The organism is Rhizobium sp. BK060 (assembly GCF_014193145.1).
Taxonomy (GTDB): Bacteria; Pseudomonadota; Alphaproteobacteria; order Rhizobiales; family Rhizobiaceae; genus Rhizobium.
This window is the reverse complement of the sequence record NZ_JACHYW010000013.1, coordinates 105,664-130,943: the sequence shown is the minus strand read 5'-3', so window position 1 is coordinate 130,943 and position 25,280 is coordinate 105,664. Positions and strand designations below refer to the sequence as shown.

At 61.1% G+C, this 25,280-nt stretch carries 26 protein-coding genes and 1 other RNA gene; 19 read left to right on the top strand and 8 right to left on the bottom strand.

Going from position 1 to position 25,280, the window contains the following annotated elements; all coding sequences use genetic code 11:
* Positions 1–60: 60 nt before the first annotated feature.
* The 4 genes from ffs to FHT71_RS16150 all read left to right on the top strand — a co-directional run bounded on the left by ffs (position 61) and on the right by FHT71_RS16150 (position 3,106).
* Positions 61–157: signal recognition particle sRNA small type (ffs, locus tag FHT71_RS16165), an RNA gene on the top strand.
* 47 nt (positions 158–204) lie between these two features.
* A complete protein-coding gene (locus FHT71_RS16160; protein WP_132589263.1) occupies positions 205–2,073 on the top strand; it encodes a DNA polymerase III subunit gamma/tau in 1,869 nt (622 codons plus the stop codon).
* 22 nt (positions 2,074–2,095) lie between these two features.
* Positions 2,096–2,419, top strand: a complete 324-nt coding sequence (locus FHT71_RS16155; RefSeq protein ID WP_132589264.1) for a YbaB/EbfC family nucleoid-associated protein — start codon at positions 2,096–2,098, stop codon at positions 2,417–2,419.
* Positions 2,420–2,494: 75 nt separating this feature from the next.
* Positions 2,495–3,106: a LysE family translocator gene (locus FHT71_RS16150; protein ID WP_132589265.1), complete on the top strand. Its 612-nt coding sequence runs from the start codon at positions 2,495–2,497 to the stop codon at positions 3,104–3,106.
* A gap of 1 nt (position 3,107) precedes the next feature.
* On the opposite strand, the gene FHT71_RS16145 is transcribed toward FHT71_RS16150, so the two are convergent.
* Complete coding sequence (locus tag FHT71_RS16145) at positions 3,108–3,635, bottom strand: DUF992 domain-containing protein (protein WP_132589266.1); 528 nt, start codon at positions 3,633–3,635, stop codon at positions 3,108–3,110.
* 83 nt (positions 3,636–3,718) lie between these two features.
* Entirely contained in the window at positions 3,719–4,201 is a 483-nt protein-coding gene (locus tag FHT71_RS16140; protein ID WP_132589267.1) for an Lrp/AsnC family transcriptional regulator, read from the bottom strand.
* 109 nt (positions 4,202–4,310) lie between these two features.
* Here FHT71_RS16140 and FHT71_RS16135 point away from each other — a divergent pair, with 109 nt between their 5' ends.
* Positions 4,311–4,847, top strand: a complete 537-nt coding sequence (locus tag FHT71_RS16135; RefSeq protein ID WP_132589268.1) for an alpha/beta hydrolase — start codon at positions 4,311–4,313, stop codon at positions 4,845–4,847.
* Here the strand turns inward: FHT71_RS16135 and FHT71_RS16130 are convergent.
* A complete protein-coding gene (locus tag FHT71_RS16130) occupies positions 4,844–5,467 on the bottom strand; it encodes an MOSC domain-containing protein (RefSeq protein ID WP_132589269.1) in 624 nt (207 codons plus the stop codon). The genes FHT71_RS16135 and FHT71_RS16130 overlap by 4 nt on opposite strands.
* A 56-nt stretch (positions 5,468–5,523) precedes the next feature.
* On the opposite strand from FHT71_RS16130, the gene recR reads away from it, so the two are divergent.
* A complete protein-coding gene (recR, locus tag FHT71_RS16125) occupies positions 5,524–6,129 on the top strand; it encodes a recombination mediator RecR (protein WP_132589270.1) in 606 nt (201 codons plus the stop codon).
* 8 nt (positions 6,130–6,137) lie between these two features.
* Positions 6,138–7,391, top strand: a complete 1,254-nt coding sequence (locus FHT71_RS16120) for a lytic murein transglycosylase (RefSeq protein WP_132589272.1) — start codon at positions 6,138–6,140, stop codon at positions 7,389–7,391.
* Positions 7,392–7,393: 2 nt separating this feature from the next.
* On the opposite strand, the gene FHT71_RS16115 is transcribed toward FHT71_RS16120, so the two are convergent.
* On the bottom strand, positions 7,394–7,849 hold the full coding sequence (locus tag FHT71_RS16115; protein WP_132589274.1) for a GNAT family N-acetyltransferase: 456 nt from the start codon (positions 7,847–7,849) through the stop codon (positions 7,394–7,396).
* Between the two features lie 8 nt (positions 7,850–7,857).
* Positions 7,858–9,489 (bottom strand): MFS transporter, encoded by a 1,632-nt coding sequence (locus FHT71_RS16110; protein WP_132589276.1) that lies wholly within the window; start codon positions 9,487–9,489, stop codon positions 7,858–7,860.
* A gap of 226 nt (positions 9,490–9,715) precedes the next feature.
* On the opposite strand from FHT71_RS16110, the gene rimP reads away from it, so the two are divergent.
* The 12 genes from rimP (at position 9,716) to FHT71_RS32355 (ending at position 22,381) form a co-directional block, all read left to right on the top strand.
* Positions 9,716–10,321, top strand: a complete 606-nt coding sequence (gene rimP, locus FHT71_RS16105; RefSeq protein WP_132589278.1) for a ribosome maturation factor RimP — start codon at positions 9,716–9,718, stop codon at positions 10,319–10,321.
* A gap of 61 nt (positions 10,322–10,382) precedes the next feature.
* Positions 10,383–11,987: a transcription termination factor NusA gene (nusA, locus tag FHT71_RS16100; RefSeq protein ID WP_007798988.1), complete on the top strand. Its 1,605-nt coding sequence runs from the start codon at positions 10,383–10,385 to the stop codon at positions 11,985–11,987.
* Positions 11,987–12,676 carry an RNA-binding protein gene (locus FHT71_RS16095; RefSeq protein ID WP_007798986.1) on the top strand — a complete coding sequence of 230 codons (690 nt, stop codon included), beginning with the start codon at positions 11,987–11,989 and terminating at the stop codon, positions 12,674–12,676. The genes nusA and FHT71_RS16095 overlap by 1 nt, the downstream gene beginning before the upstream one ends.
* Positions 12,677–12,778: 102 nt before the next feature.
* Positions 12,779–15,514 carry a translation initiation factor IF-2 gene (gene infB / locus FHT71_RS16090; RefSeq protein ID WP_183720889.1) on the top strand — a complete coding sequence of 912 codons (2,736 nt, stop codon included), beginning with the start codon at positions 12,779–12,781 and terminating at the stop codon, positions 15,512–15,514.
* 75 nt (positions 15,515–15,589) lie between these two features.
* A complete protein-coding gene (gene rbfA / locus FHT71_RS16085; RefSeq protein WP_007798984.1) occupies positions 15,590–15,997 on the top strand; it encodes a 30S ribosome-binding factor RbfA in 408 nt (135 codons plus the stop codon).
* A 12-nt stretch (positions 15,998–16,009) separates the two neighbouring features.
* Complete coding sequence (gene truB, locus FHT71_RS16080) at positions 16,010–16,942, top strand: tRNA pseudouridine(55) synthase TruB (protein WP_007798982.1); 933 nt, start codon at positions 16,010–16,012, stop codon at positions 16,940–16,942.
* A gap of 137 nt (positions 16,943–17,079) precedes the next feature.
* Positions 17,080–17,931 (top strand): alpha/beta hydrolase, encoded by an 852-nt coding sequence (locus FHT71_RS16075; protein ID WP_183720886.1) that lies wholly within the window; start codon positions 17,080–17,082, stop codon positions 17,929–17,931.
* 157 nt (positions 17,932–18,088) lie between these two features.
* Positions 18,089–18,358: a 30S ribosomal protein S15 gene (gene rpsO / locus FHT71_RS16070; protein ID WP_007528962.1), complete on the top strand. Its 270-nt coding sequence runs from the start codon at positions 18,089–18,091 to the stop codon at positions 18,356–18,358.
* Positions 18,359–18,674: 316 nt separating this feature from the next.
* On the top strand, positions 18,675–20,816 hold the full coding sequence (gene pnp / locus FHT71_RS16065; RefSeq protein WP_132589284.1) for a polyribonucleotide nucleotidyltransferase: 2,142 nt from the start codon (positions 18,675–18,677) through the stop codon (positions 20,814–20,816).
* A gap of 75 nt (positions 20,817–20,891) precedes the next feature.
* Positions 20,892–21,908, top strand: a complete 1,017-nt coding sequence (locus FHT71_RS16060; protein ID WP_132589286.1) for a class I SAM-dependent methyltransferase — start codon at positions 20,892–20,894, stop codon at positions 21,906–21,908.
* A gap of 70 nt (positions 21,909–21,978) precedes the next feature.
* Positions 21,979–22,257 (top strand): nuclear transport factor 2 family protein, encoded by a 279-nt coding sequence (locus tag FHT71_RS16055; protein WP_245505430.1) that lies wholly within the window; start codon positions 21,979–21,981, stop codon positions 22,255–22,257.
* A 31-nt stretch (positions 22,258–22,288) separates the two neighbouring features.
* Positions 22,289–22,381, top strand: coding sequence for a hypothetical protein (locus FHT71_RS32355; protein ID WP_348649307.1), 93 nt, complete (start codon positions 22,289–22,291; stop codon positions 22,379–22,381).
* 53 nt (positions 22,382–22,434) lie between these two features.
* Here the strand turns inward: FHT71_RS32355 and fabI are convergent, their stop codons facing one another.
* The 3 genes from fabI to fabA are packed head-to-tail and all read right to left on the bottom strand — an operon-like array spanning position 22,435 to position 25,043.
* Positions 22,435–23,241, bottom strand: coding sequence for an enoyl-ACP reductase FabI (fabI, locus tag FHT71_RS16050; RefSeq protein WP_132589288.1), 807 nt, complete (start codon positions 23,239–23,241; stop codon positions 22,435–22,437).
* Between the two features lie 4 nt (positions 23,242–23,245).
* Positions 23,246–24,469, bottom strand: coding sequence for a beta-ketoacyl-ACP synthase I (gene fabB, locus FHT71_RS16045; RefSeq protein ID WP_007798970.1), 1,224 nt, complete (start codon positions 24,467–24,469; stop codon positions 23,246–23,248).
* A 58-nt stretch (positions 24,470–24,527) separates the two neighbouring features.
* A complete protein-coding gene (gene fabA, locus FHT71_RS16040) occupies positions 24,528–25,043 on the bottom strand; it encodes a 3-hydroxyacyl-[acyl-carrier-protein] dehydratase FabA (RefSeq protein WP_007798967.1) in 516 nt (171 codons plus the stop codon).
* Between the last annotated feature and the right edge of the window lie 237 nt (positions 25,044–25,280).

Genomic DNA, 25,280 nt, shown 5'->3' with positions numbered 1-25,280 from the left:
TAGCAGTTTTTTTTGAGCTTGGCTTGCTTTTGATGGCGATATTGCCGATATGTGCATCCGGGAGGTTGGTGGTGGACGAGCCACTCGCCAACCGGGTCAGGTCCGGAAGGAAGCAGCCCTAACGAGCCCGGCACGGGTCATCGTGCCAGCCTCCCACCCTTCTCTCCATCCTTTGCCCGATTAGTCCGGGCGCTAAGCAGGGCGATGAGCGACACCGAGCGACAGTCAAAAGATGCCGCCTCGACGGGCACCGGATACCGGGTGCTGGCACGCAAATACCGCCCCAAGGATTTCACGGATCTGATGGTCGGCCAGGAGCCGATGGTCCAGACCCTGACCAACGCCTTCGAGACCGGCCGTATCGCGCAGGCCTACATGCTGACCGGCGTTCGCGGGGTCGGTAAGACGACGACTGCCCGCATCCTTGCTCGCGCCCTGAACTACAAGACGGGCGAGATCGACAAGCCGACGATCGATCTGCGCATCCCCGGCGAGCATTGCCAGGCGATCATGGAAGGCCGGCATGTCGACGTCATCGAGATGGACGCCGCCTCTCATACCGGTATCGATGACATCCGCGAGATCATTGAGCAGGTGCGTTACCGCCCGGTTTCGGCGCGCTACAAGGTCTACATCATCGACGAAGTGCATATGCTCTCGACGCAGGCCTTTAACGGCCTGCTGAAGACGCTCGAAGAGCCGCCGGAACATGTGAAGTTCATCTTCGCCACCACCGAGATCCGCAAGGTTCCGATCACGGTCCTGTCGCGCTGTCAGCGCTTCGACCTGCGCCGCATCAGCGCCTCTGATCTCGTCGGCCTTTTCACCACGATCGCATTGAAGGAAGGCATCGAGGCTGAGCCCGATGCGCTGGCGATGATTGCCCGTGCCGCCGAGGGCTCGGCGCGTGATGGCCTATCGCTGCTCGATCAGGCAATCGCCCATGGTAGTGGCGCGGTGTTGGCTGAAACGGTGCGTGGCATGCTCGGCCTTGCCGACCGCGCCCGCATCGTCGATCTCTTTCATCACATCGTCAAAGGCGATGTCGCAGCAGCGCTCAGCGAATTCGAGAGCCAGTACGAAGCCGGCGCCAACCCGGTTGCGGTGCTGACCGACCTTGCCGATTTCACGCATCTGGTCACCCGGCTGAAATATGTGCCGGATGCGGCGAACGATCCTTCGCTGAGTGAAATCGAACGCACCAAGGCTGCGGAATTCGCACAGGGCGTGGCAGTGACCGCGTTGTCGCGCATCTGGCAGATGCTGCTGAAAGGCATTCCGGAGGCCGAAGGCTCCTCGCGCCCGGCCGGAGCCGCTGAGATGGTACTGATCCGACTGGCGCACGCCGCGCATCTGCCGGCGCCTGAGGATGCTGCTCGTCGTCTCGCCGAGTTTTCCGAGACGAACGGTGACCGGCGTCCGTCCGCCCCATCGGGCAATGGCGGTGGCGGCGCAACGGTGAACTATCAGGGCAATCTGGCGGCACGATCGACGGAGTCGATCCCGCGTCCGCAGCCCGCCGGCCCGACCGCCATGCTGCGTGCGGTGCCCAATCCGGATCCCCAGAGCATGCCGGTCGGTCGCGTTGAGACAAAGCCCACCGAGGCGCCGAAGCCATCGGTGCCGGTCAATTCCATCTCTGATATCGCCAATCTGGCCGGCGAAAAGCGCGACGCCAAGATCAAGGCACTGGTGCGCAACTTCGTTCGCCCTGTTCGCATTGAGCCCGGCCGCCTCGACGTCAATTTGACGGAAGGCGCCCCTGGTACGCTGTTGAATGAACTGGCGGTCAAGCTCAAGGAGTGGACTGGCATCCATTGGATTGTCAGCCTCAGCCGCGAGGCGGGGCAGCCGACGATTGTCGAGGCCGAAGCCAGCGCCAAGGCGCAGCAGGTCAGCGACGCCCGCCAGGATCCGGATGTGGCGGCGATCCTCGCACAGTTTCCGGGCGCCAAGATCATCGACGTTCGCGTGCGGGCGCCGGAGCCCGATGAGGAAGAGGAGGTTAAAGCGCCCGCCGCTGCCGAATCCGACGAGGGCGATATCCTACCAGGCGACGACATAATTTTCTAAAGTATCGAGAAGGAGCGAGACGATGCGCGACATCATGGGAATGATGGGCAAAGTCAAGGAAATGCAGGCCAAGATGGAGAAGATGCAGGCGGAGATCGCCGCACTCCATGCGGAAGGCAAATCGGGTGGCGGTCTCGTCACCGTGATTCTCAACGGCAAGGGCGAGATGCAGAGCCTGAAGATCGACCCGTCGCTGTTCAAGGAAGACGATGTCGAGATTCTCGAAGACCTGATTGTTGCCGCGCACAAGGATGCCAAGGACAAGGCGGAAGCTGCTGCTGCTGAAAAGACCAAGGCGCTGACCGCCGGCCTGCCGATTCCTCCCGGCTTCAAGATGCCGTTCTGACCCCGCCAGTGGATCAAAAAGGGCGGCGTCGGTTGCGCTGGCATCGCTTCCATCACGCAATAAGGAGGATTGCAGATGACGTTGACCAGTCTGTTTGTCTTTGCCTGCGCGTTGTTCGTGGCGGCCGGCTCTCCGGGCCCGAGCGTCGCTGCGCTCGTTGCCCGTGTCATCTCCAAGGGCGCGCGCGACGTTCTTCCCTTCTTGGCGGCCATGTGGCTTGGCGAGGCGATCTGGTTGACCTGCGCCGTCGCCGGTCTCGCCGCAATTGCCGAAACCTTCCATTATGCTTTTGTGGCCATCAAGTGGCTCGGCGTCTGCTATCTGCTTTATCTCGCCTGGAAGATGTGGTTCGCCTCGCCGGATAGTGACGGTGAAACGCTGCCTGATGCGCAATCACCCTTGAAGCTTTTCCTTGCCGGCATGACGGTGACGCTCGGCAACCCGAAGATCATGATGTTCTACATGGCGCTGCTGCCGTCGATCATCGATATCCGCGCTGTGACCATTGTCGGCTGGGCCGAACTCGTGGTGACGATGTTTCTGGTGCTGATCGTCATCGATATCAGCTGGGCACTGCTTGCAGCCAAGGCGAGGGGGTTCCTGAAGAGCCGCCGCGCCGTGCGTATGGCCAATCGCGCCAGCGCCGGCACGATGGCCGGCGCTGCAATGGCAATCGCGATGCGCTAGGCTATCTCTGTGAGATGTGCCGCTTGGGGGCCGGTGGCGGTGGTGCCGGCGGTACCCAGGTCAGGATCATATTGGCAACGCCGGCCGCAATATTGAGCCCGGATGTACCCTCCGCCGAGACCGGTTGCAGAGCGATCGAGCCTTCGAAGCCGCCGATAAGGACATTGGCTCCGACACCGAGGCCGACCGTCGCGTTGGCCGCAACGCCGGAGTAACTGCCCTGCAGAGCCCCGTCGATCCGGTTGGTCGGTGCATAGACGAGCCAAATCATTCCTCCGCCGGCGAGAGTGCCAATATCGATGCCGAGTTTGGTGATGGTACCAGTATAGCGTTCGCTCGGCCGTCCCGGTGAAGATGGAGTGAAGATGCAGTTGAGCGTCCGTTTCGAACCGATGATGACGCCGAATCCAGGAGAAATGTCACAGCCCAGCGAGCCGACCTTGACGCGGGCTGCCGCCGGCGTTGCTGATAGGAAGGTCGTGGCTGTTGCGGCGATAACTGCAGCCGCGATAAATCGTGCGATGGACATGCGAGCCTCCTTCGATTTACACCCCGTGCGTGAAAATCTAGGACCCTCGGCCTCGTCAACAAGTGGCAGTGGTCGAAATCACGTTAGAGGTAGTGTCGCGCCAGTTTCACCAGTTCGCGGCCGATCGGCTTCATCGGTTCGCCGCGCAATACGAGGGAGGTCGTGACCGCGCCATAACGCGCGATGCTGTCGACGATGATTTCAAGCTCGGATGGTGAAGGGACCAGAGCCTTGAGCACGAAGCAATCCTCGCCTGTCAGTCTGAGAACCTCGACAATCTGTGGCATTTCCGAGAATTGCTTAAGACAGGCGCGGATATGTTCGTGGGTGGTACGCAGCCGAATGACTGCCATCATGCCCAGCCCGAGTGCCGCAGCATTGACGCGGGCGCCATAACCCTCGATGATTCCCCGTTCTTCCAGACGCTTCAGCCGCTCGGACGCGGCCGGCTGCGAAAGACCGACCTTGCGCCCCAGTTCGGAAACGGAAATGCGCCCGTCTGCCTGCATGATCTCGATGATCAGCATGTCAGTCGGGTCGAGTTGTCGGTTCACGAAATCGGCCATCTTTATTCGCCTTTAATTCATCGGTTGAACGATGGTTTCTCCGATGATTTCCTATGTCGTTTGCCGACTATCTCACGCAGCTTATGCGCGGAGCAACAGGAAGGAAGCGATGAAAGATATCATCATGGTGCCTGGCATTGGCGGATCTGGCGAAACACATTGGCAGTCGCGATGGGAGGCGACCGACCCGCGCATGCGTCGTTTTTCGCCCTCGAGTTGGGATCTGCCGGATCTTGACGATTGGATTGCTGCGCTGGACCGGGCTGTCGGCCGATCGAAGGCCGAACCGCTTCTCGTCGCCCATAGTCTTTCCTGCCTGCTGGTTGCGCACTGGGCACAGCGTACCACGCATGGCGCCGGCGGTGCCTTCCTGGTTGCGCCGCCGGACCCGCGCTCGGCGGCTTTCCCCCCGGAGGCTGCCGGCTTTGCCGATCCACCTGTCGCGGCCCTTCCATTCCCGTCGCTTGTCATCGCCAGCAGCAACGATCCTTTCGGCTCGATCGACTACGCGCGAGCAAAGGCTGATGATTGGGGCAGCCAATTCGTCGATATCGGCGCCCGCGGTCACATCAACGGGGCGAGTGGGCTGGGCGATTGGCCCGAGGGGAGGGCAGCTTTGGCGGAGTTTGAGACACACTTGCGCTAGGCGCCAGACTGTGCCTCCAGAATATTGCGCAGCTTGTAGTGAATCGGAGCCGAAAGATAGCGGCTGCGATCTTGCGCTGTGAGCATCCTACCAAAGGTGGCGATCATCTCCGGCATCGTGACCTTCTCGCCGTTATAGGGCAGATAATCGACCGTCATTCCGGCCGCGACCGGGCCACCGTGAAGAACGCGGCAATAGACGCCTGGCCGCGCTGCCTGCGTATAGCGCTTGATGAACCGGGGGTCGCCCATGCGAGCGGCAAATGTAGAGCAAGGAATGCGCGCGCTGGTGACCTCCAGAACAAGATCGCCGGCTATGAATCGATCGCCGACAGACACGATGCGGTTATCGAGACCGTCGATCACCATGTTCTCGCCGAAAGTGCCCGGCTCGATCGGTCGCCCAAGCTCCTTCGTCCACCAGTCAAGGGTCAGCGATCCCTCGAGATAGACGGCCTGGTCGACACCGCCATGGTGCTTCCGATTACAGATGGCGTCGCCCACAAGCCCCTCGGCGTCGACAAGCACTCTGCCGCCGACCCGATGCTTGCAGATGCCCGTCTTGTAGCTCTTGCCGGGCAGCCGCTCGGCATTGCCGATGCAGACGGCGAGGATTTTCATCGAGCGGCGCTCCCAACATGTTTCCGTTTTTGTAGCATATGGGCTAATAACCGCTCATGGCAAAGCGAGTCACCGGCCCCGAAATCGAAAAACTGATCCAGCTTCTGGCAAAGGTGCCCGGCCTCGGGCCGCGCTCCGCGCGCAGGGCTGCGCTTCACCTCATCAAGAAGAAGGACCAACTCCTCGGCCCTTTGTCGAATGCGATGGGTGAGGCCTATGACAAGGTCAAGATCTGCTCCCATTGTGGCAATGTAGATACGGTTGATCCCTGCACGGTCTGCACGGACGACCGGCGCGACCAGTCCGTCATCATCGTCGTTGAAGATGTCTCCGATCTCTGGGCGCTGGAGCGCGCGGGCGCCTTGAACGCGGCCTATCATGTCCTCGGCGGCACCCTGTCGCCATTGGATGGCGTTGGGCCCGACGACCTCAACATCCGCGGCCTGATCGAGCGCGTCAGCGCCGGCGGCATCCGAGAGCTGATCATTGCCGTCAATGCGACCGTCGAGGGACAGACAACAGCACACTATATAACCGACCAGGTGAGCGGCCTGGACGTGAAGATCACGCGCCTCGCCCACGGCGTCCCGGTCGGCGGCGAACTCGACTATCTCGATGAAGGGACGCTCCAGGCGGCGCTCAGGGCACGCACGGCAATCTAGGGGGAAGCATGAACAAGCGCATTTTCGGGCGCCTTTTGATCGCAACGGCGGCGCTGCTGCCGCTGCTGTGCTCGCCGGCGCTCTCTGCATCCAAAGCCGATGTCGAGGCGCAGTTTGAAAGATGGGTGCAGACCGATCTTTGGCCGGAGGCGCAGAAGAATGGAATTTCCGAGAAGGCGTTTCGCGCAGCCTTTGCGGGCGTCGAACTGAATTGGGGCCTCACCGATCTCGCTCCTCCTGGCTTCCCGCCGCCGAAGCAGCAGAAGCAGACGCAGGCCGAATTTTCTTCCCCGGCACCGTATTTCAACGAGGATCGGCTGAAGCGGCTGGCCGCTACCGGTCGTAGTTTTGCTTCGCAATATGCCTCGACGCTGAAGAAGATCGAAAGAACCTACGGAGTTCCCGGTTCGATCGTGTTGGCCGTCTGGGGGCGTGAAACAGGCTTCGGGGCCGCCAAGATCCCGAACTCTGCGATTGAGGTGCTGGCGACGAAGGCCTTCATGTCGACGCGCAAGGAAATGTTCCGCACCGAACTGCTCGCCGCCCTGCACATCATCGATCGCGGTGATGCGACGCCAGCTGAATTCAAAGGATCATCGGCCGGCGCGCTCGGCCAACCGCAGTTCATGCCGACCAGCTATCTGAAGTATGCCGTCGATTTCGACGGCGACGGCCATCCCAATATCTGGACCTCGGTGCCCGACACGCTTGCCTCGATCGCCAATTTCCTCGTCCAGAAGGGGTGGCATCGCGGCCGTGGCTGGGGCTATGAAGTAACGATTCCCGCTCAGGTTTCCTGCGCGCAGGAGGGGCCGGATCTCGCCAAGCCCGTCTCGCACTGGGCCTTGCTCGGTATCGAGCGCATATCAGGCAATGCCTTCCCTTCCGACGAAGGCAAGGCGTCCGGCATGATGCTCGTTCCGGCCGGCCGCGACGGGCCGGAATTCGTCGTTACGCCGAACTTCTACGTGATCAAGGAATACAACAACTCCGACCTCTACGCGCTCTATATAGGCAACCTCGCGGATCGGATTGCGTACGGTTCCGGCGCCTTTCAGGGGCCGTGGGGTGATGTCGGCAGGATGCTGCGCTCCGACGTCGCAGCCATGCAGAAGGCGTTGGAGAAAAAGGGGTACGATGTCGGCGGCTCTGACGGGCTGCCCGGCTACAAGACGCGTCGGTCCATCGGCCAGTGGCAGGAAAAGAACGGCATGAAGCCGACCTGCTATCCGGAGGCGTCGATGATCGGCAAGTTGAAGTAAGTCTATAGGTTGCGCTTCAGGCCTTCGTGGCTCGCGACAAACCCCAGCTTCTCATAGAACCGGATCGAATCCGTCCGTGATTTGTCGGAGGTCAATTGTACTAGACCGCAGCCGCGCTCGGCGCAGCGCGCCATAGCCCATTCGATGAAATCGGAGCCGAGGCCTAAGCCGCGTGCATCTCTGGCAATGCGCACGCTTTCGATCTGCCCGCGCCACATACCTGTCCGCGACAGGCCGGGAATGAACGTCAACTGCAAGCAGCCGATCACGCGATCATGCTGATCCGCCGCGACGGCGAGCAGTTGGTTGGCATCGGATTCGATTGCCTTGAGTGCGGCAGCATACCTGGCATCTGGTGGATCCGAGACAATTTCGCGCGTGGCTCCGAGATCGTCATCTGAAAGCAGGCCGATGATATCAGTCAGATCGGAATGACGGGCAGGGCGGAAGGAATACATGTCTTGCCTCAATGGTGCAGATCGATCGGCGCCTTGTAGAAGACGTCATCATTGGGTGGAATGGCTTGGCGCTCGATCAGCCGGTGCACCTGCGGCAGTTGCTCGCCGCGGTGGAGCGCCCGCAGCCCTTCGATGTTTTCCGCATCAGCCTGCGTGCGGCGCTGATTGTGCCTGATGTATTCGACCCAGGTCGGCGTGTGATAGGTCTCCGTCCATCGGCCCGGCTTTTCGAGATCGCGCATCAGCGCCCAGTTGCGGGCGCCATCGCGAATGCGTATGCGCCGCCGCTCGCCCATTAGCGCCAGAAATTCGCGAACATCCGCATCCGCGATTTCATAATCGATCTGGACGACGATCGGGCCGCTGCGCGGCGTAATATCAAGGCCGAGCGCCGGCTCCGTGAAGCGGTTCAGCGGATCGAGATTGAGCGAGGCGAAGGCCGGCATGGCAAAGCGCAGCCCGACTACGATGCCGAAGAGCATGACAACGGCGGAGGCCAGCAAGGCGTCGGAGACACCATAGCGGTCGGCGGCCACGCCCCAGAGCCAGCTGCCGCCGGCAATGCCGCCAAAGGTCACCGTCTGATAAAGCGACAAGGCGCGACCGACGACCCAGCGCGGCGTCGACAGCTGCACAATCGTATTGAACAGCGACAGCGCCAATACCCAGCACGCGCCCGATATCATCAGTCCGGCACAGGTCAGGACGGCAATCGCACTGAAGGCGGCGATCGCGGCGCTCAGCGCAAAGCCTGCGAAGGAAATCCGCACGATCGTCTCGCTCGAAAAGCGTTCGCGCAGCCGATCATTCAGCATCGCGCCGCCGATTGCGCCGATGCCGAAAGAGCCGAGCATGAGACCGTAGGTCAGCGGCCCGCCGACAACGAGGTTGATCGCCACGATCGGCAGCAGGGCGAGAATCGAGCTGGCGCTGATCCCGAAGATCAGGCCACGCAGGAGCACCTTTTGCAGGTTGGGTGACATCGCCACATAGCGAAGGCCCGCAAACACCGCGCTGCCCAGCGTCTCCCTCGGGAGGGTGGAGGCCGGCAGGCTCGGCTTCCAGCCCATCAGCGCGTAAATCAGCGCGAAGTAGCTCAGGGTGTTGACGGCAAAAGCCGCTGCCGCGCCGGCTGCGGCGACGATGACGCCGCCGATCGCGGGGCCGACGCTGCGAGTGATGTTGAAGCCGACGCTGTTCAACGTGACTGCGCCCGGCAGGTCGGCGCGCGGCACCATGTCGCCGACGGACGCTTGCCACGACGGATTGTTCAGCGCCGTACCGCATCCGATCAGAAACGTGAAGAAAAGGAGCAGCCACGGCGAAAGCCAGCCGAGATAGGCTAAGACGGTGAGTAGCGCAGAAACCGCGAGCATGAAGTATTGCGCCGTCAGCATGACGCGGCGCCGGTCGAAGCTGTCGGCAAGGGCACCCGACACGAGAGAGAAGAGCATGATCGGCAGCGCTGTCGACGTCTGAACCAGCGCGACCATATTCTCGGATGCCGTGATGGTCGTCATCATCCAGGCGGCGCCGACCGCCTGTATCAATCCCCCGAAATTCGAGGCAAGGCTTGCAAACCAGATCGTCCGGTAGGTTTCGTGCCGCAACGGCGCCAGTGTTGACGAAGTGTAAGGCACGATCCCTCCCGATGCCGGTCCCTCAAAGCCAATATATGGCGAAAGATGCCTCTGGCTAGCGCCGGGGCGCATCCGGAAGGTTGGCGACGGAGCTTGCAATTCTAGAAAAATCGGCCTATATGGCTCTCAAATCTTGATCGTTTTGATGAAGAGTGGGCCGCAAGGACCCGCTCTTTTTTATTACTGCGATCATCCACAATGCATGAAATTGCGAGGAGCGCATCGCTTGTCGGATCCGACGAAAGCAGACAATGAATTTGAGCCGCGGTTGATCACCGAGACCGGTCTCGACCAGCGTCTTGCCGACATTATAGAGCCCGTATTGGTGGATATCGGGTTTCGCCTGACCCGCGTGCGGATGCTCAACCAGAACGGCGCCACGCTACAGATCATGGCCGAGCGCAACGACGGAACGATGACTGTGGAGGACTGCGAGGCGGTCTCGATGGCCATTTCTCCGGTGCTGGATGTGGAAGATCCGATCGATCGGGAGTATCATCTCGAGGTGTCTTCGCCGGGTATCGATCGTCCGCTGGTGCGGAAATCGGATTTCACCCGCTGGCAGGGACACCTTTTGAAGTGCGAAACGTCGATCATGATCGCCAACCGCAAGCGCTTCCGCGGCAAGATCGTGGAGAGCGATGCGGATAGTTTCACGCTCGAGCGTGACCAGGTTGCCTATGGCGAAGAGCAGAAGGTTGTTATCCCCTTCACCGCGCTCAGCGATGCGAAGCTCATTCTGACCGACGATCTGATCCGTGATTCACTGCGCGCCGACAAGCTGGCGAAGGCAGAGGCCGCGAACCAGAACGAAGCGGAAGACGAAGAATAAACCGATCAACTTGTGGCTCCAGGGACGGGAACCCGGGACGCCTAGACGGAGAGAAAAGACAATGGCAGTCAGTGCGAACCGGCTCGAACTCCTGCAGATCGCAGATGCAGTGGCGCGCGAAAAGGTCATCGACCGCGAGATCGTGCTTGCCGCAATGGCAGACGCGATCCAGAAGGCAGCGCGCTCCCGCTATGGCACCGAGTCCAACATCCGCGCCGACATCAACCCGAAGACCGGTGAAATCCGCCTTCAGCGTCTGCTGGAAGTTGTCGACAAGGCCGAGGACTATTCGACCCAGATCCCGCTCGAGCTGGCCCGCGACCGCAACCCGGATGCTGCCCTTGGCGATTTCATTGCCGATCCGCTGCCGCCGATGGATTTCGGCCGGATCGCTGCCCAGTCCGCCAAGCAGGTGATCGTCCAGAAGGTTCGCGAAGCCGAGCGTGATCGCCAGTTCGACGAATTCAAGGATCGCGTCGGCGAGATCGTCAACGGCACGGTCAAGCGCGTCGAGTACGGCAACGTCATTGTCGACCTCGGCCGTGGCGAAGGCATCATCCGCCGCGACGAAATGATCCCGCGCGAAAACGTCCGCTATGGCGATCGCGTCCGTGCGTACGTATATGATGTTCGCAGAGAGCAGCGCGGCCCGCAGATCTTCCTGTCGCGCACGCATCCGCAGTTCATGGTCAAGCTCTTCACCATGGAAGTGCCGGAAATCTACGATGGCATCATCCAGGTGAAATCAGTCGCCCGCGATCCGGGTTCGCGCGCCAAGATCGCTGTGATCTCCAACGACTCGTCGATCGATCCGGTTGGCGCCTGCGTCGGTATGCGCGGCTCGCGCGTTCAGGCCGTCGTTGGCGAGCTTCAGGGCGAAAAGATCGACATTATTCCGTGGTCGCAGGATCCGGCAACCTTCGTCGTCAATGCCCTGCAGCCGGCCGAAGTCGCCAAGGTCGTTCTCGACGAAGATGCAGAGCGCATCGAAGTCGTGGTTCCGGACGAACAGCTGTCGCTGGCCATCGGCCGCCGCGGCCAGAACGTTCGCCTGGCCTCGCAGTTGACCGGCTGGGACATCGACATCATGACGGAAGCCGAAGAGTCCGAGCGCCGTCAGAAGGAATTCAACGAGCGCACCAACCTGTTCATGGATTCGCTCGACGTTGACGAAATGGTCGGCCAGGTTCTGGCGTCGGAAGGCTTTGCGGCCGTCGAAGAGCTTGCCTACGTCGACCTTGACGAAATTGCTTCGATCGACGGTTTCGACGAAGACACGGCACAGGAAATCCAGACGCGCGCCCGCGAATACCTTGAGCGCCTGGAAGCCGAAATGGACGAAAAGCGCAAGGCGCTCGGCGTTTCCGACGAGCTGCGCCAGATCGACGGCATGACCGCCCAGATGATGGTCGCGCTGGGCGAAGACGGCATCAAGACGATCGAGGACTTTGCCGGCTGCGCCGCTGATGATCTCGTCGGCTGGAGCGAACGCAAAAACGGTGAGACCAAGAAGTTCGAAGGCCTGTTCTCCAAATTCGATGTTTCGCGCGTCGAGGCCGAACAGATGGTCGTTCAGGCTCGCCTTGCGGCAGGCTGGATCACCGAAGAAGACCTCGCCAAGGACGCGGAAGCTGAAGAAGCTCCCGAGGCCGAGCAGGAAGTATAATGTCCGCGCGTGAGCCGACCGTTTCTCCTGAGGACGACGATCTTGCAGGATATGACGTGAATGGTCGCATGTGCATCGTGACGCGCGAAAGCGGATCGCCGGATGAGCTGATCCGCTTCGTCGCAGCTCCCGATGGGACTGTCGTCGCCGACCTGAAGCGCCAGCTTCCGGGACGCGGCTGTTGGGTCAAAGTCGACCGTTCGCTGGTCGACAAGGCGGTGGCGAAGAAGCTCTTCGCCCGCGCTTTAAAGGCGGATGTGAAGGCGGCAGCCGATCTCGGCGAAACCGTCGAGACGCTGCTCGGGCAGCAATTGATGCAGATGATGAACATGGCTCGCAAGGCGGGCCAGTTCGTCACAGGCTCCGCGAAAGTGGATGCCGCAGTCAGGAGTGGAGCCGCGATCGCCGTGTTCCACGCAACGAATGCCGCCGAGGATGGCGTGAGAAAAATAGACCAGGCTCGCAAGGCTTGGCATCTCGGAATGGAAACCGAGGAAGAAATACCTTCCTTCCGTCTCTTCTCGGAGGACGAAATGGAAGGGGTGATGGGCCAGAACACTTTTATCCATGCTGCAGTGCTTGCAGGGCAGGCGGGTGAGGGTGTAGTGAAGCGCGCAAAGATGCTCGAACAGTACCGTAGTGGCGGTCAGTCCCGGGCACCGGGCGGCGCTGGCCGGCAAAAACAATGATACGGTCACCGGCATCGGCCGGCTGCTACATCATTGATCGACAGTATTTGAACGACAGGGTCTGATGACGTCATCGCTCCCTGTCCGAAGGAACGGGAACGAATGACCGATAGCAATGACGACAAGACACTGAACGGACCGGGCAAGAAAACTCTGACCCTGAAGCCGTCGGGAATGAGCCAGGGCACCGTGCGCCAGGACATGGGCCGCGGTCGCACCAAGGCGGTCGTTGTCGAGACCCGCAAGCGGCGTCCGATGCGTCCGGAAGACGAACGCCCGATCACGCCCGTAGGCTCCGCCCCGGCTCGCACCGAAGCTGCTCCGAGCACGCACCAGCCGCGCGCACCGCAGGCGCCGCAGCCGCGTATTCATCCGCCGGGTGGCCAGCAGTCACGTCCGCAGCCGCCGTCTTCGCAGCCGCCGCGCCAGCAGGATCGTCCGCGTCCGGTGGTATTGAATCATCTTTCGCCGGAAGAAATGGATGCACGCCGTCGCGCACTTGCCATGGCGCAGGTTCGCGATGCCGAGGATGCGGTCCGCCGCGCCGAGGAAGAAAAACGTCGCGCCGCCGAAGATGCTGCACGCCAGGCCGCGGAAGCGGAAGAGGCCAAGCGCCGCGCTGCCGAAGAGGCTCTGCGCGCTGCCGAAGCGGCTATTGCTCCTGCTCCTGCTCCTGCTCCGGCTGCGGCTGCGGTCGAAGCACGTACGGAAACGCCGCGCGTTCAGCCATCGGTCCCGGTCGCGCGCCGGCCTGATGCTGCGCCAGCCGCGGCTCCGGCAAGGCCTTCTCCGGCCGGCGCCCCTGCACCGGCCGCCGCTCGTGGTCGTCGCGAAAGCGAAGATGATGACCGCGGTGCACCACGTGGTGCACCGGCTCGTGGCCGCGTCGTTCGTCCCGAACCGGCCAAGCCCGTAACGACCCGTCCGAAGACCGACGAGGAGCGTCGTCGCGGCAAGCTGACGATCAGCACCGCGGGTGTTGACGATGACGGCAGCGCACGCGGCCGTTCGCTCTCGGCCATGCGCCGCCGCCAGGAAAAATTCCGCCGCAGCCAGATGCAGGAAACCCGCGAAAAGGTTGTTCGCGAAGTCATCCTGCCGGAGACCATCACCATTCAGGAACTGTCGCAGCGCATGTCCGAACGTGCCGTCGACGTCATCAAGTACCTGATGAAGGAAGGCCAGATGATGAAGCCGGGCGACGTCATCGACGCCGACCTTGCTGAACTCATTGCCGGCGAATTCGGCCACACCGTCAAGCGCGTCTCCGAATCCGACGTCGAACTCGGCATCTTCAATGTTGCCGACCAGGAAGGCGATCGCGTTTCGCGTCCGCCGGTCGTCACCATCATGGGCCACGTCGACCACGGCAAGACCTCGCTGCTCGACGCTATCCGTCATGCCAACGTGGTTGCCGGCGAAGCCGGTGGTATCACGCAGCATATCGGCGCCTATCAGGTCGAACAGAACGGTCAGAAGATTACCTTCATCGACACCCCCGGCCACGCCGCCTTCACGGCAATGCGTGCCCGCGGTGCGCAGGCGACCGACATTGCGATCCTGGTCGTTGCAGCTGACGACAGTGTCATGCCGCAGACGATTGAATCGATCAACCACGCCAAGGCGGCCGGTGTTCCGATCATCGTGGCGATCAACAAGGTCGACAAGCCGAGCGCCGATCCGCAGAAGGTGCGTACGCAGCTCCTACAGCACGAAGTCTTCGTGGAATCGATGGGCGGTGAAGTTCTCGATGTCGAAGTTTCGGCCAAGACGGGCTTGAACCTCGACAAGCTGCTGGAAGCCATCCTGCTGCAGTCCGAAATCCTCGATCTCAAGGCCAATCCGAACCGCACGGCGGAAGGTACGGTCATCGAAGCCCAGCTCGACCGCGGCCGCGGTTCGGTCGCCACGGTTCTTGTCCAGAACGGTACGTTGAGGCCCGGCCAGATCATCGTCGCTGGCGATGTCTGGGGCCGTGTTCGCGCGCTCGTCACCGACAAGGGCGAACACGTCAAGGAAGCCCCGCCGGCCATGCCGGTCGAGGTGCTCGGCCTTTCCGGTACGCCGCAGGCCGGTGACAAGTTCGCCGTCGTCGAAAACGAAGGCCGCGCCCGCGAGATCTCGGAATACCGCCAACGTCTCGCCCGCGACAAGGCCGCGGCCCGCCATTCGGGCCAGCGTGGCTCGCTGGAACAGATGATGACGCAGCTGCAGTCCGCCGGCGTCAAGGAGTTCCCGCTGGTCATCAAGGGCGACGTGCAGGGTTCGATCGAGGCGATCGCCGGTGCTCTCGAAAAGCTGGGCACGGACGAAGTTCGCGCCCGCATCGTTCACTCCGCCGTCGGCGGGGTCACGGAATCGGATATTTCGCTTGCCGAGGCATCAGGCGCCGCGATCATCGGCTTCAACGTCCGCGCAAACGTGCAGGCTCGCACGCTGGCAGAGCGCCAGGGCATCGAAATCCGCTACTACAACATCATCTACGACCTCGTTGATGACGTGAAGGCGGCGATGTCGGGTCTGCTTTCGCCGGAGCGCCGCGAAACCTTCCTCGGCAATGCCGAGATCCTCGAGGTGTTCAACATCACGAAGGTCGGCAAGGTCGCGGGTTGCCGCGTTACCGAAGGCAAGGTCGAGCGTGGCGTCGGCGTCCGCCTCATCCGCGACAACGTCGTCATCCACGAAGGCAAGCTCAAGACGCTCAAGCGCTTCAAGGACGAAGTCTCGGAAGTGCATTCCGGCCAGGAATGCGGTATGGCTTTCGAGAACTACGAAGACATCCGCGCCGGTGACACGATCGAGTGCTTCCGCGTCGAGCACATCACTCGTACGCTCTGATCGTGTGATATCGGAAATTTGGACGGGCGCCGGATCATGTGAGGCCGGCGCCCGAACCTTTTGAGGCAAAGAAAAATGGCAACAAGACCAACAACCTCCGCACCTTCGCAGCGCATGCTGCGCGTCGGCGAGCAGGTTCGCGCCGCTATCACGCAGGTTCTGCAGCGCGGCGAAGTGCGCGATGACGTGATCGAGAAGACCGTCATTTCAATCTCGGAAGTCCGCATGTCGCCCGACCTGAAGATCGCGACGGCCTATGTGACGCCGCTCGGCGTGACGGATCATGATGCGGTAATTGGCGCGCTGAACCGCAATGCGAAGTTCATCCGCGGCCGGCTCGGCCCGCAGCTGCGGCAGATGAAATACATGCCGGAAGTTCGCTTCCGTGACGATACGAGCTTCGACAATTACAAGAAGATCGACGAGTTGTTGCGCTCGCCAGAGGTGAGCCGCGACCTCGATCACGATACTGAAGACGAATAGTAGAAGAGACTGATGTCCAAACCACGTAAACCGAAAGGCCGCCCGGTCTCGGGTTGGCTGATCCTTGATAAGCCGGTCGATTTCGGCTCAACTGAAGCCGTTTCCAAGATCAAGTGGCTGTTCAAGGCGCAGAAGTGCGGTCACGCCGGTACGCTCGATCCGCTGGCCTCGGGCATGCTGCCGATCGCCCTTGGCGATGCGACGAAGACTGTTCCCTACGTGATGGACGGTCGCAAGATCTATGAGTTCACCGTGACCTGGGGCGAGGAGCGCGCAACCGACGATCTCGAGGGCGATGTGACGGAGAGTTCCGACAAGCGCCCGAGCGAACAGCAGATCCGCGACCTCCTGCCCAAGTATACCGGCGTCATCAGCCAGGTTCCGCCGCAGTTTTCTGCCATCAAGATTGCCGGCGAGCGTGCCTACGATCTGGCGCGCGATGGTGAAGCCGTGGAGATCCCCTCGCGCGAGGTCGAGGTTTTCCGTCTGACGCTGTTGTCCTGCCAGGATGCCAATACCGCGCATTTCGAAGTCGAATGCGGCAAGGGTACCTATGTACGCGCGCTGGCGCGCGATTTTGGTCGTGAACTCGGCTGTTATGGTCATATATCAGGTCTGCGCCGCAGCTTCGTTGCGCCCTTTGCCGAAGAGACCATGGTACCGCTCGCCGATCTCGTCGCGCTTGAGGCGATCGAAGACACGGATGAGCGGCTTGCTGCCCTGGATGCTCTGCTGATCGATACCAGCGAAGCGCTTTCCTCGCTGCCGCATCTCGTTGTCAATGACGACCAAGCGCATCGGTTGAAGATGGGTAATCCGATCCTCGTGCGTGGTCGCGACGCGCCGGTTGCCGAAAGCGAAGCCTACGCCACGTCCCGTGGCAAGCTGATCGCGATCGGCGAGATCGGCCAGGGCGAGTTCCGTCCGAAGCGCGTCTTCGGCTGAGGTTTGATAAACCTCCGGTTTCGGCCCGCTGCAGGCCGACCAATCGGCGAGAACGCCGGTCAAAAACCAACCGAACCCAAGGAAAAGCCGCCAGTTCGAGGCGCCTTGCCCCTTGTGTTCTTTCATTGGAGACAGTCATGCGCAGACTTGCAGCCGGCATCCTGATGTTCTTCGCAGCGGTTTTGATGGCCGCCAACGCTTACGCTGTGGAGCGCTGGGCGACGTTGCCAGCCTTTCCGGCAATGCCCACTGCAAAGACTAGTGGCATGGCCCCCGTCAACGACATCAAGATGTATTATGCCGAATACGGCGAGGGTGATCCGATCCTGTTCATTCACGGCGGGCTCGGTAGCGCCGATGTCTGGGGCTATCAGGTGGCTGAGTTTGCGAAGGATCATCGCGTGATCGTGGCCGACAGTCGCGGACACGGTCGTTCGACGCGCAACGGGCAGCCGTTCGACTATGATCTGATGACCTCAGATTATGTCGCTTTGCTCGAATACCTGAAGCTCGACAAGGTGACACTGGTCGGATGGTCGGATGGCGGCATCATCGGCATCGATATGGCGATGAAGAATCCGGAGAAGTTGACGCGCGTGATTGCGCAGGCTGCGAACGTGACGACCGATGGCGTGAAGCCCGACGTTATGACCAATAAGACCTTCAGCGACTACATCAATACGGCCGGCGAGGCTTACAAGAAGCTCTCGCCGACGCCGAACGATTACGATGCTTTCGTCACCCAGATCTCGGCGATGTGGGCGAGCCAGCCGTCGTGGACTGCCGATGACCTCGGCAAGATCAAAGTACCCGTCACTCTGGCGATTGGGGATCATGACGAGGCTGTCAAGCTTGACCACACCGAGATGATGGCCAAACAGATTCCAGGGTCGAATCTGGTCATCCTCAAAGACGCGAGCCACTTCGCCATGCTGCAGGATCCCGAGGGGTACAACGCAATGATACGCGAGGCGATGGCCGGCCGGTGACGAATCGGCCATCTGCGGCATGCCTCTTTCCATTGCAGCGCATTTGGTTTATACGCAGCGCCAGCAATCGGGCTCTGCCCGGATGCATTCGCGGCCGAAGCTGGACGACATCCCGGCTTTTGGCGACCTAATCTCCTCTCATAGAAAGGAACATCCGATGTCGATTACTGCTGAGCGCAAGACGGCTCTCATCAAGGAATACGCAACGTTCGAAGGCGACACCGGTTCTCCGGAAGTTCAGGTTGCCATCCTGACCGAGCGTATCAACAACCTCACGGAACACTTCAAGGGTCACAAGAAGGATAACCATTCCCGCCGTGGCCTGCTGACGATGGTTTCGAGCCGCCGCTCGCTTCTTGACTATCTCAAGAAGAAGGACGAAGGCCGCTATACCAAGCTGATCGGCAGCCTGGGTATCCGCCGCTAAGGCTTCCCGGCGGGCGCTCCTCTTTCGGACGCCCGCCGGATTTTTTCGGGGAGACTTCCCCATCCCGCCACGCGTGGCGGACTGCCCGGCAGACCCGGATGGGCCGGTTCTGCCAAACCAACCGTTGACCTGTCATGGGGCAGGATTGCCGGATGCTTTTGGCCAGAGCTTCACAAGCTTTGGCCCGGTCTCTTCGGAGATCGATGATGCAAAGCCTCCCGTTGTCTTGCCCATGATGCGTCACACCGATTGCAGTTGACCGTGCGCCGTGCCTTGGAAGGCGACGTGCATGTTCCTGCATTGAAGGACAAGACATATGTTCGATACTCATAGTGTGGAAATCGAGTGGGCAGGCCGCCCGCTGAAGCTCGAAACCGGCAAGATCGCCCGCCAGGCTGATGGCGCCGTTCTCGCGACCTACGGCGAAACCGTGGTTCTCGCCACCGTTGTCTCCGCCAAGGCGCCGAAGCCGGGCCAGGACTTCTTCCCGCTGACCGTCAACTACCAGGAAAAGACCTACGCAGCCGGCAAGATCCCCGGCGGCTATTTCAAGCGCGAAGGCCGTCCGAGCGAAAACGAAACCCTCGTTTCCCGCCTCATCGACCGCCCGATCCGCCCGCTCTTCCCGGAAGGCTACAAGAACGACACGCAGGTCGTCGTCACCGTCATCCAGCATGACCTGGAAAACAACCCGGACATCCTGTCGATGGTTGCTGCCTCGGCAGCTTTGACCCTCTCCGGAGTCCCCTTCATGGGCCCGGTCGGCGGCGCTCGCGTCGGCTACATCAACGGTGAATACGTCCTCAACCCGCATCTCGACGAGATGGACGAGTCGATCCTCGACCTCGTCGTTGCTGGCACGCACGATGCTGTTCTGATGGTTGAATCCGAAGCCAAGGAACTCAACGAAGAAGTCATGCTCGGCGCCGTCATGTTCGGCCACCGCGGCTTCCAGCCGGTTCTCGACGCGATCATCAAGCTCGCCGAAGTGGCCGCCAAGGAGCCGCGCGACTTCCAGCCGGAAGACTATTCCGAACTCGAAGGCGAAATGCTGAAGCATTTCGAAGCCGAGCTTCGCATCGCCTACAAGAACACGCAGAAGGCTGAGCGCTACGCTGCCGTCGACGCGGTCAAGGCGAAGGTCAAGGCGCACTTCCTGCCGGAAGAAGGCGAAGCCAAGTACACGGCCGAAGAAGTCGGCGCGATCTTCAAGCACCTGCAGGCAAAGATCGTTCGTTGGAACATCCTCGACACCAAGAGCCGCATCGACGGTCGCGATCTCGAAACCGTTCGCCCGATCGTCTCCGAAGTCGGCCTCCTGCCGCGCACCCACGGCTCGGCGCTCTTCACGCGCGGTGAAACACAGGCGATCGTCGTTGCGACGCTTGGCACCGGCGAAGACGAGCAGTATGTCGACTCGCTCACGGGCATGTACAAGGAGCGCTTCCTGCTCCATTACAACTTCCCTCCCTACTCGGTTGGCGAAACCGGCCGCATGGGCTCCCCGGGCCGCCGCGAAATCGGCCACGGCAAGCTCGCATGGCGCGCTATCCGTCCGATGCTGCCGACTGCTGAGCAATTCCCCTACACGCTGCGTGTCGTTTCCGAGATCACCGAGTCGAACGGCTCGTCCTCGATGGCAACCGTCTGCGGCACCTCGCTTGCTCTGATGGACGCCGGCGTTCCGCTCGCTAAGCCGGTTGCCGGTATTGCCATGGGCCTGATCCTCGAAGGCGACCGCTTTGCGGTCCTCTCCGACATCCTCGGTGACGAAGACCACCTCGGCGACATGGACTTCAAGGTCGCTGGTACGGCCGACGGCATCACTTCGCTGCAGATGGACATCAAGATCGCCGGCATCACCGAAGAGATCATGAAGGTCGCTCTCGGCCAAGCTCAGGGCGGTCGCGCCCACATCCTCGGCGAAATGGCAAAGGCCATCACCGAGAGCCGCGGCCAGCTCGGCGAATTCGCTCCGCGCATCGAAGTCATGAACATCCCGGTCGACAAGATCCGCGAAGTCATCGGCTCCGGCGGCAAGGTCATCCGCGAAATCGTTGAAAAGACGGGCGCAAAGATCAACATCGAAGACGACGGCACGGTCAAGATCGCCTCTTCTTCCGGCAAGGAAATCGAAGCGGCCCGCAAGTGGATCCACTCGATCGTTGCAGAACCGGAAGTCGGCCAGATCTACGAAGGCACGGTCGTCAAGACCGCCGACTTCGGCGCGTTCGTCAACTTCTTCGGCGCCCGCGACGGCCTCGTCCACATCTCGCAGCTTGCTTCCGAGCGTGTTGCCAAGACGCAGGACGTCGTCAAGGAAGGTCAGAAGGTCTGGGTCAAGCTTCTCGGCTTCGACGAACGGGGCAAGGTCCGCCTGTCGATGAAGATTGTCGATCAGGCGACCGGCCAGGAAATCCCTGCCGACAAGAAGAAGGAAGAAGCTGCAGCCGAGTAAGCTGCGCCTTCCCAAGACGTCATGGGCGCGGGGTAATTTCCGCGCCCTTTTTGTATTCGAGGACGAGATAGATCCATGAGCAGCGAGACGCTGAAGACACTGTTCCACCCCTTTGTAAGCGGTACCGTCGAGGCGCCTGGCGAGGGCGAGCACGTGCTTTTCCTCGGTGCCGAGGCGGGCTTCGCGCTGCCGGAAGCCTTTGCCGCCTCGCTGAGCGCGGTACAGGGCCTCCGGCCACTTTACCGGCAGTTGCTCGCCCAGCGCATCGAAACCGCACCTGAGATCGAAGGCGAGGGCTACGACGCCGTTCTGGTGCTGTGCAACAAGCATAAGGGCGAGAACGAGGCGAATATCGCGGCTGCCCTTCAGCGTGTTAAGGTCGACGGCCTCATCGTGATTGCCGGCGGCAAGGAGGATGGCATCCAGTCGCTGCGCAAGCGGATGGAAAGCCTCGGCCTCGAGATCGAGCATATGCCGAAGTATCACGGCGTCGCACTGTGGTTCGCGCGGCCGGCCGATATCAGTGAGATCGTCGGCAAGTTTGCCAAACCGCCGGTTCGTGTCGACGGTCGCTTCGTGGCCGCGGCGGGCATGTTCTCGCACGACCGCATCGATGACGGATCCGAGCTGCTCGCCTCGCGCCTGCCTTCTGATTTCACCGGCGATGTCGCCGATTTCGGCGCCGGTTGGGGTTATCTCTCGGTCGAACTGGCGCAGCGCTCGCCCGGTGTCAGCCGTCTCGACCTCTACGAAGCCAATCACGCCGCTCTGGAGGCCGCCAAGGCAAATCTGGCGGAGAACTGCCCCGAGGTGCCTGCACGCTTCTTCTGGCTTGATCTGGCGGGCGAACTGGTCAAGGACAAGTACGACCTCATCATCATGAACCCGCCCTTCCATGAGGGCCATGCGGCGGAGCCGTCGCTCGGTCAGGCGATGATAAAGACGGCTGCGTCTGCACTGCGCGGCGGCGGCCGCCTGCTGCTGGTTGCCAATCGTGGCTTGCCCTATGAGCCCGTGCTGGCTGCGAACTTTAAGGAAAGCGGCGAGACGTGCCGCAATGCCCGCTTCAAGGTACTTTGGGCGAAGAAGTAAGCTGTCCGCATAGGCAGCCTTGGGAGATCTGCCAGACTTGCTGCAGATGGAGAGACAACGGGCAAGAGGCATGGAGACGGAAGCCAACAAGACGCTCGTGAGGGCGTATGTTGAGGCATTCAATCGCTTCGACATGGCGGCACGGCGAGAGCTGTTTGCCGCCGATGCGCGGGTTTACGGTGTCTTGGGATATGGGGGCCTGGATGACGTCGAACCCATCTGGCGTGAGCTCCATGAGGGTATGAATACAGATCTCGAGATCCTCGATATCGCCGCCGAGGGAAGGAATGTCGTGGTCCGCTTAAAGCGGGCGCTATTCCGGCTTCTTTCGTGGTCTCGTTGGTCATGACCCGACCGGCAAAAGCTACGAGGTCGCTGCGATGGAATGGTTCGTCGTCGAAAACGGAAAGACTACGACCCGCTGGGGCGCCAGGGATTCTGCGGCTATCTTGCGGCAGGTCACGCATCCCTAGAGGATGGGTTTTGAAGGAAAGCCGGGCTCGTCCTCAAGCCCGGCTTTCCGTCTTTATTCCACGTCTGCCCTGCGCAGCGCGTCGAGCGTCGGCATCGAGGTGATGTTGAACCCGGCGTCGACGAAATGGATTTCGCCGGTCACACCAGCGGAAAGGTCTGACAGCAGGTAGAGGGCGGAATTGCCGACCTGATCAATCGTCACCGTCTTGCGCAGCGGCGAGTTGCGCTGGTTCCACGAAAGGATCGCGCGTGCATCGGAAATGCCGGCGCCGGCAAGCGTCCGGATCGGGCCGGCGGAGATCGCGTTGACACGGATGCCGCTCGGGCCGTAGTCCGCAGCCAGATAGCGTACCGACGCCTCGAGAGCGGCCTTCGCAACGCCCATGACATTGTAGTTCGGGATGACGCGCGTCGAGCCGTTGTAGGTCAGCGTCAACATAGAACCGCCCTCATTCATCAGCGGTGCGCAGCGCTTGGCGATTTCCGTGAAGGAGAAACAGGATATCACCATCGTGCGGCTGAAGTTGTTGCGTGTCGTGTCCGCGTAAAGTCCCTTCAACTCGTTTTTGTCGGAGAAACCGATGGCATGAACGATGAAATCGAGGCTGCCCCAGCGCTCCTTGATAGCATCGACGGTGGCATCGACAGAGGCGATGTCCTCGACGTCGCAAGGCAGAACGAATTCGGATCCGACTTCAGCGGCCAGCGGCTTGACCCGCTTGCCGAGAGCGTCACCTTGATAGGTGAAGGCGAGTTCGGCGCCCTGCGCTGCCAGAGCCTTCGAAATTCCCCACGCGATGGAATGGTTGTTCGCGACGCCCATGATGAGGCCGCGCTTACCCTGCATAATTCCCGTCATACTATTATCCGTTGTAGCGCTGGAAGACGAGCGTGGCGTTAGTGCCGCCAAAGCCGAAAGAGTTGGAAAGGGCGATGTCGATCTTGGCATCGTCGATGCGCTTGCGAACAATCGGAACGCCGTCGAATTCCGGGTCGAGCTCGGTGATATGCGCGCTTTCGCCGATAAAGCCGGCCTGCATCATCAGCAAGGAGTAGATCGATTCCTGCACGCCCGCTGCGCCCAGCGAGTGGCCCGTCAGCGACTTGGTCGACTGGATGTGAGGAATCTTGTCGCCGAAGACTTCGCGGATCGCGCCGATCTCCTTGCTGTCACCAACAGGGGTCGAGGTGCCGTGCGTATTGATATAGTCGACATCGCCCTTAACGGTCGCGAGCGCCTGGCGCATGCAGCGGATCGCGCCTTCACCCGACGGAGCGACCATATCGTAGCCGTCGGAGGTCGCGCCGTAGCCGACGATTTCGGCGTAGATCTTCGCCCCACGCGCCTTGGCACGCTCTAGCTCTTCCAGGACGAGGACGCCCGCGCCGCCGGCAATGACAAAGCCGTCGCGGCTCACATCATAGGCGCGCGAAGCCGTATCAGGCGTGTCGTTGTACTTGGAAGACATGGCGCCCATGGCGTCGAAGAGATTCGACATCGTCCAGTCGAGGTCTTCGTGGCCGCCAGCGAACATGACGTCCTGCTTGCCCCACTGGATCATTTCCGCGGCGTTGCCGATGCAGTGCGCCGAGGTCGAGCAGGCCGACGAGATCGAGTAGTTGACGCCATGGATCTTGAACCAGGTGGCAAGCGTCGCCGATGCCGTCGAGGACATCGCCTTCGGCACGGCAAACGGACCGATGCGCTTCGGGCTGTTGTTTTTGATGGTGATGTCGGCCGCTTCGATCAGCGTGCGCGTCGACGGGCCGCCGGAGCCCATGATGATGCCAGTGCGTTCGTTGTTGCTGATATCGCCTTCTTCCAGACCGGAATCCGCGATCGCCTGCTTCATGGCGACATGGTTCCAGGCGCCGCCCTGCGACAGGAATCGCATGGCGCGGCGATCGACCAGATCGGTCGGATCCAGCGTCGGGCGACCCCATACCTGGCATTTGAAGCCGTGTTCAGCAAAATCGTTGGAGAAGGAAATGCCGGACTTGGCATCGCGCAGCGAGGCAGTGACCTCGGCAGCATCATTGCCGATCGAGGAAACAACGCCCAGACCCGTGACAACTACCCGTCTCATGTGTTTCGACCTTTTCGTTTTTTCTAACTTGGAAACCGGGCATGTATGCCCGGTGCAATCAGGCTTCTTTGTCCTTGGACAGGCCGACGCGCAGGTCGGTGGCCTGGTAGATGGTTTCGCCGTCGGCCTTCAGCCAGCCATCGGCGGTGCCGAGAACCAGGCGGCCGCGCATGACGCGCTTGAAATCGATGCCGTACTCAAGGAGCTTCGTTGTCGGGCGGATCATGCCCTTGAACTTCACTTCGCCTGTTGAAAGCGCCATGCCGCGCCCGGGCTCACCCAGCCAGCCCAGGAAGAAGCCGGTCAGCTGCCACATGCCGTCAAGGCCAAGGCAGCCCGGCATGATCGGGTTGCCCTGGAAGTGGCAGGGAAAATACCAGTCGTCAGGCTTCACGTCGTATTCAGCGCGAATGTAGCCCTTGTCGAAGGTGCCGCCGGTTTCGGAAATGTCGGTAATGCGATGAACCATCAACATCGGGGGGAGGGGAAGCTGCGCGTTGCCCGGACCGAACAGTTCGCCGCGGCCGCAGGCCAGAATTTCCTCGTAGTTGAAGCTGGATTGTTTCGTCGCCATGAAAACTCTAATTCCCCCCGCAACTATGCCGATGGATGTGAACGTTTAGTCCAACTTCAGCGGAAAATGAAGCATAAGCATGACTGAGCTTCACCCACCTTGGGAGGACCGGCTGCGCGCCTTATTTGGTGGTCGCATACAGGAAGGCCAAGCCCCCGGCCAGCACTAATTGCGTCAAAAGCCCGATTTTACGGCGCTTTAGCACTCTTTGTCCCCATTGAAACTATTGAAACGCTT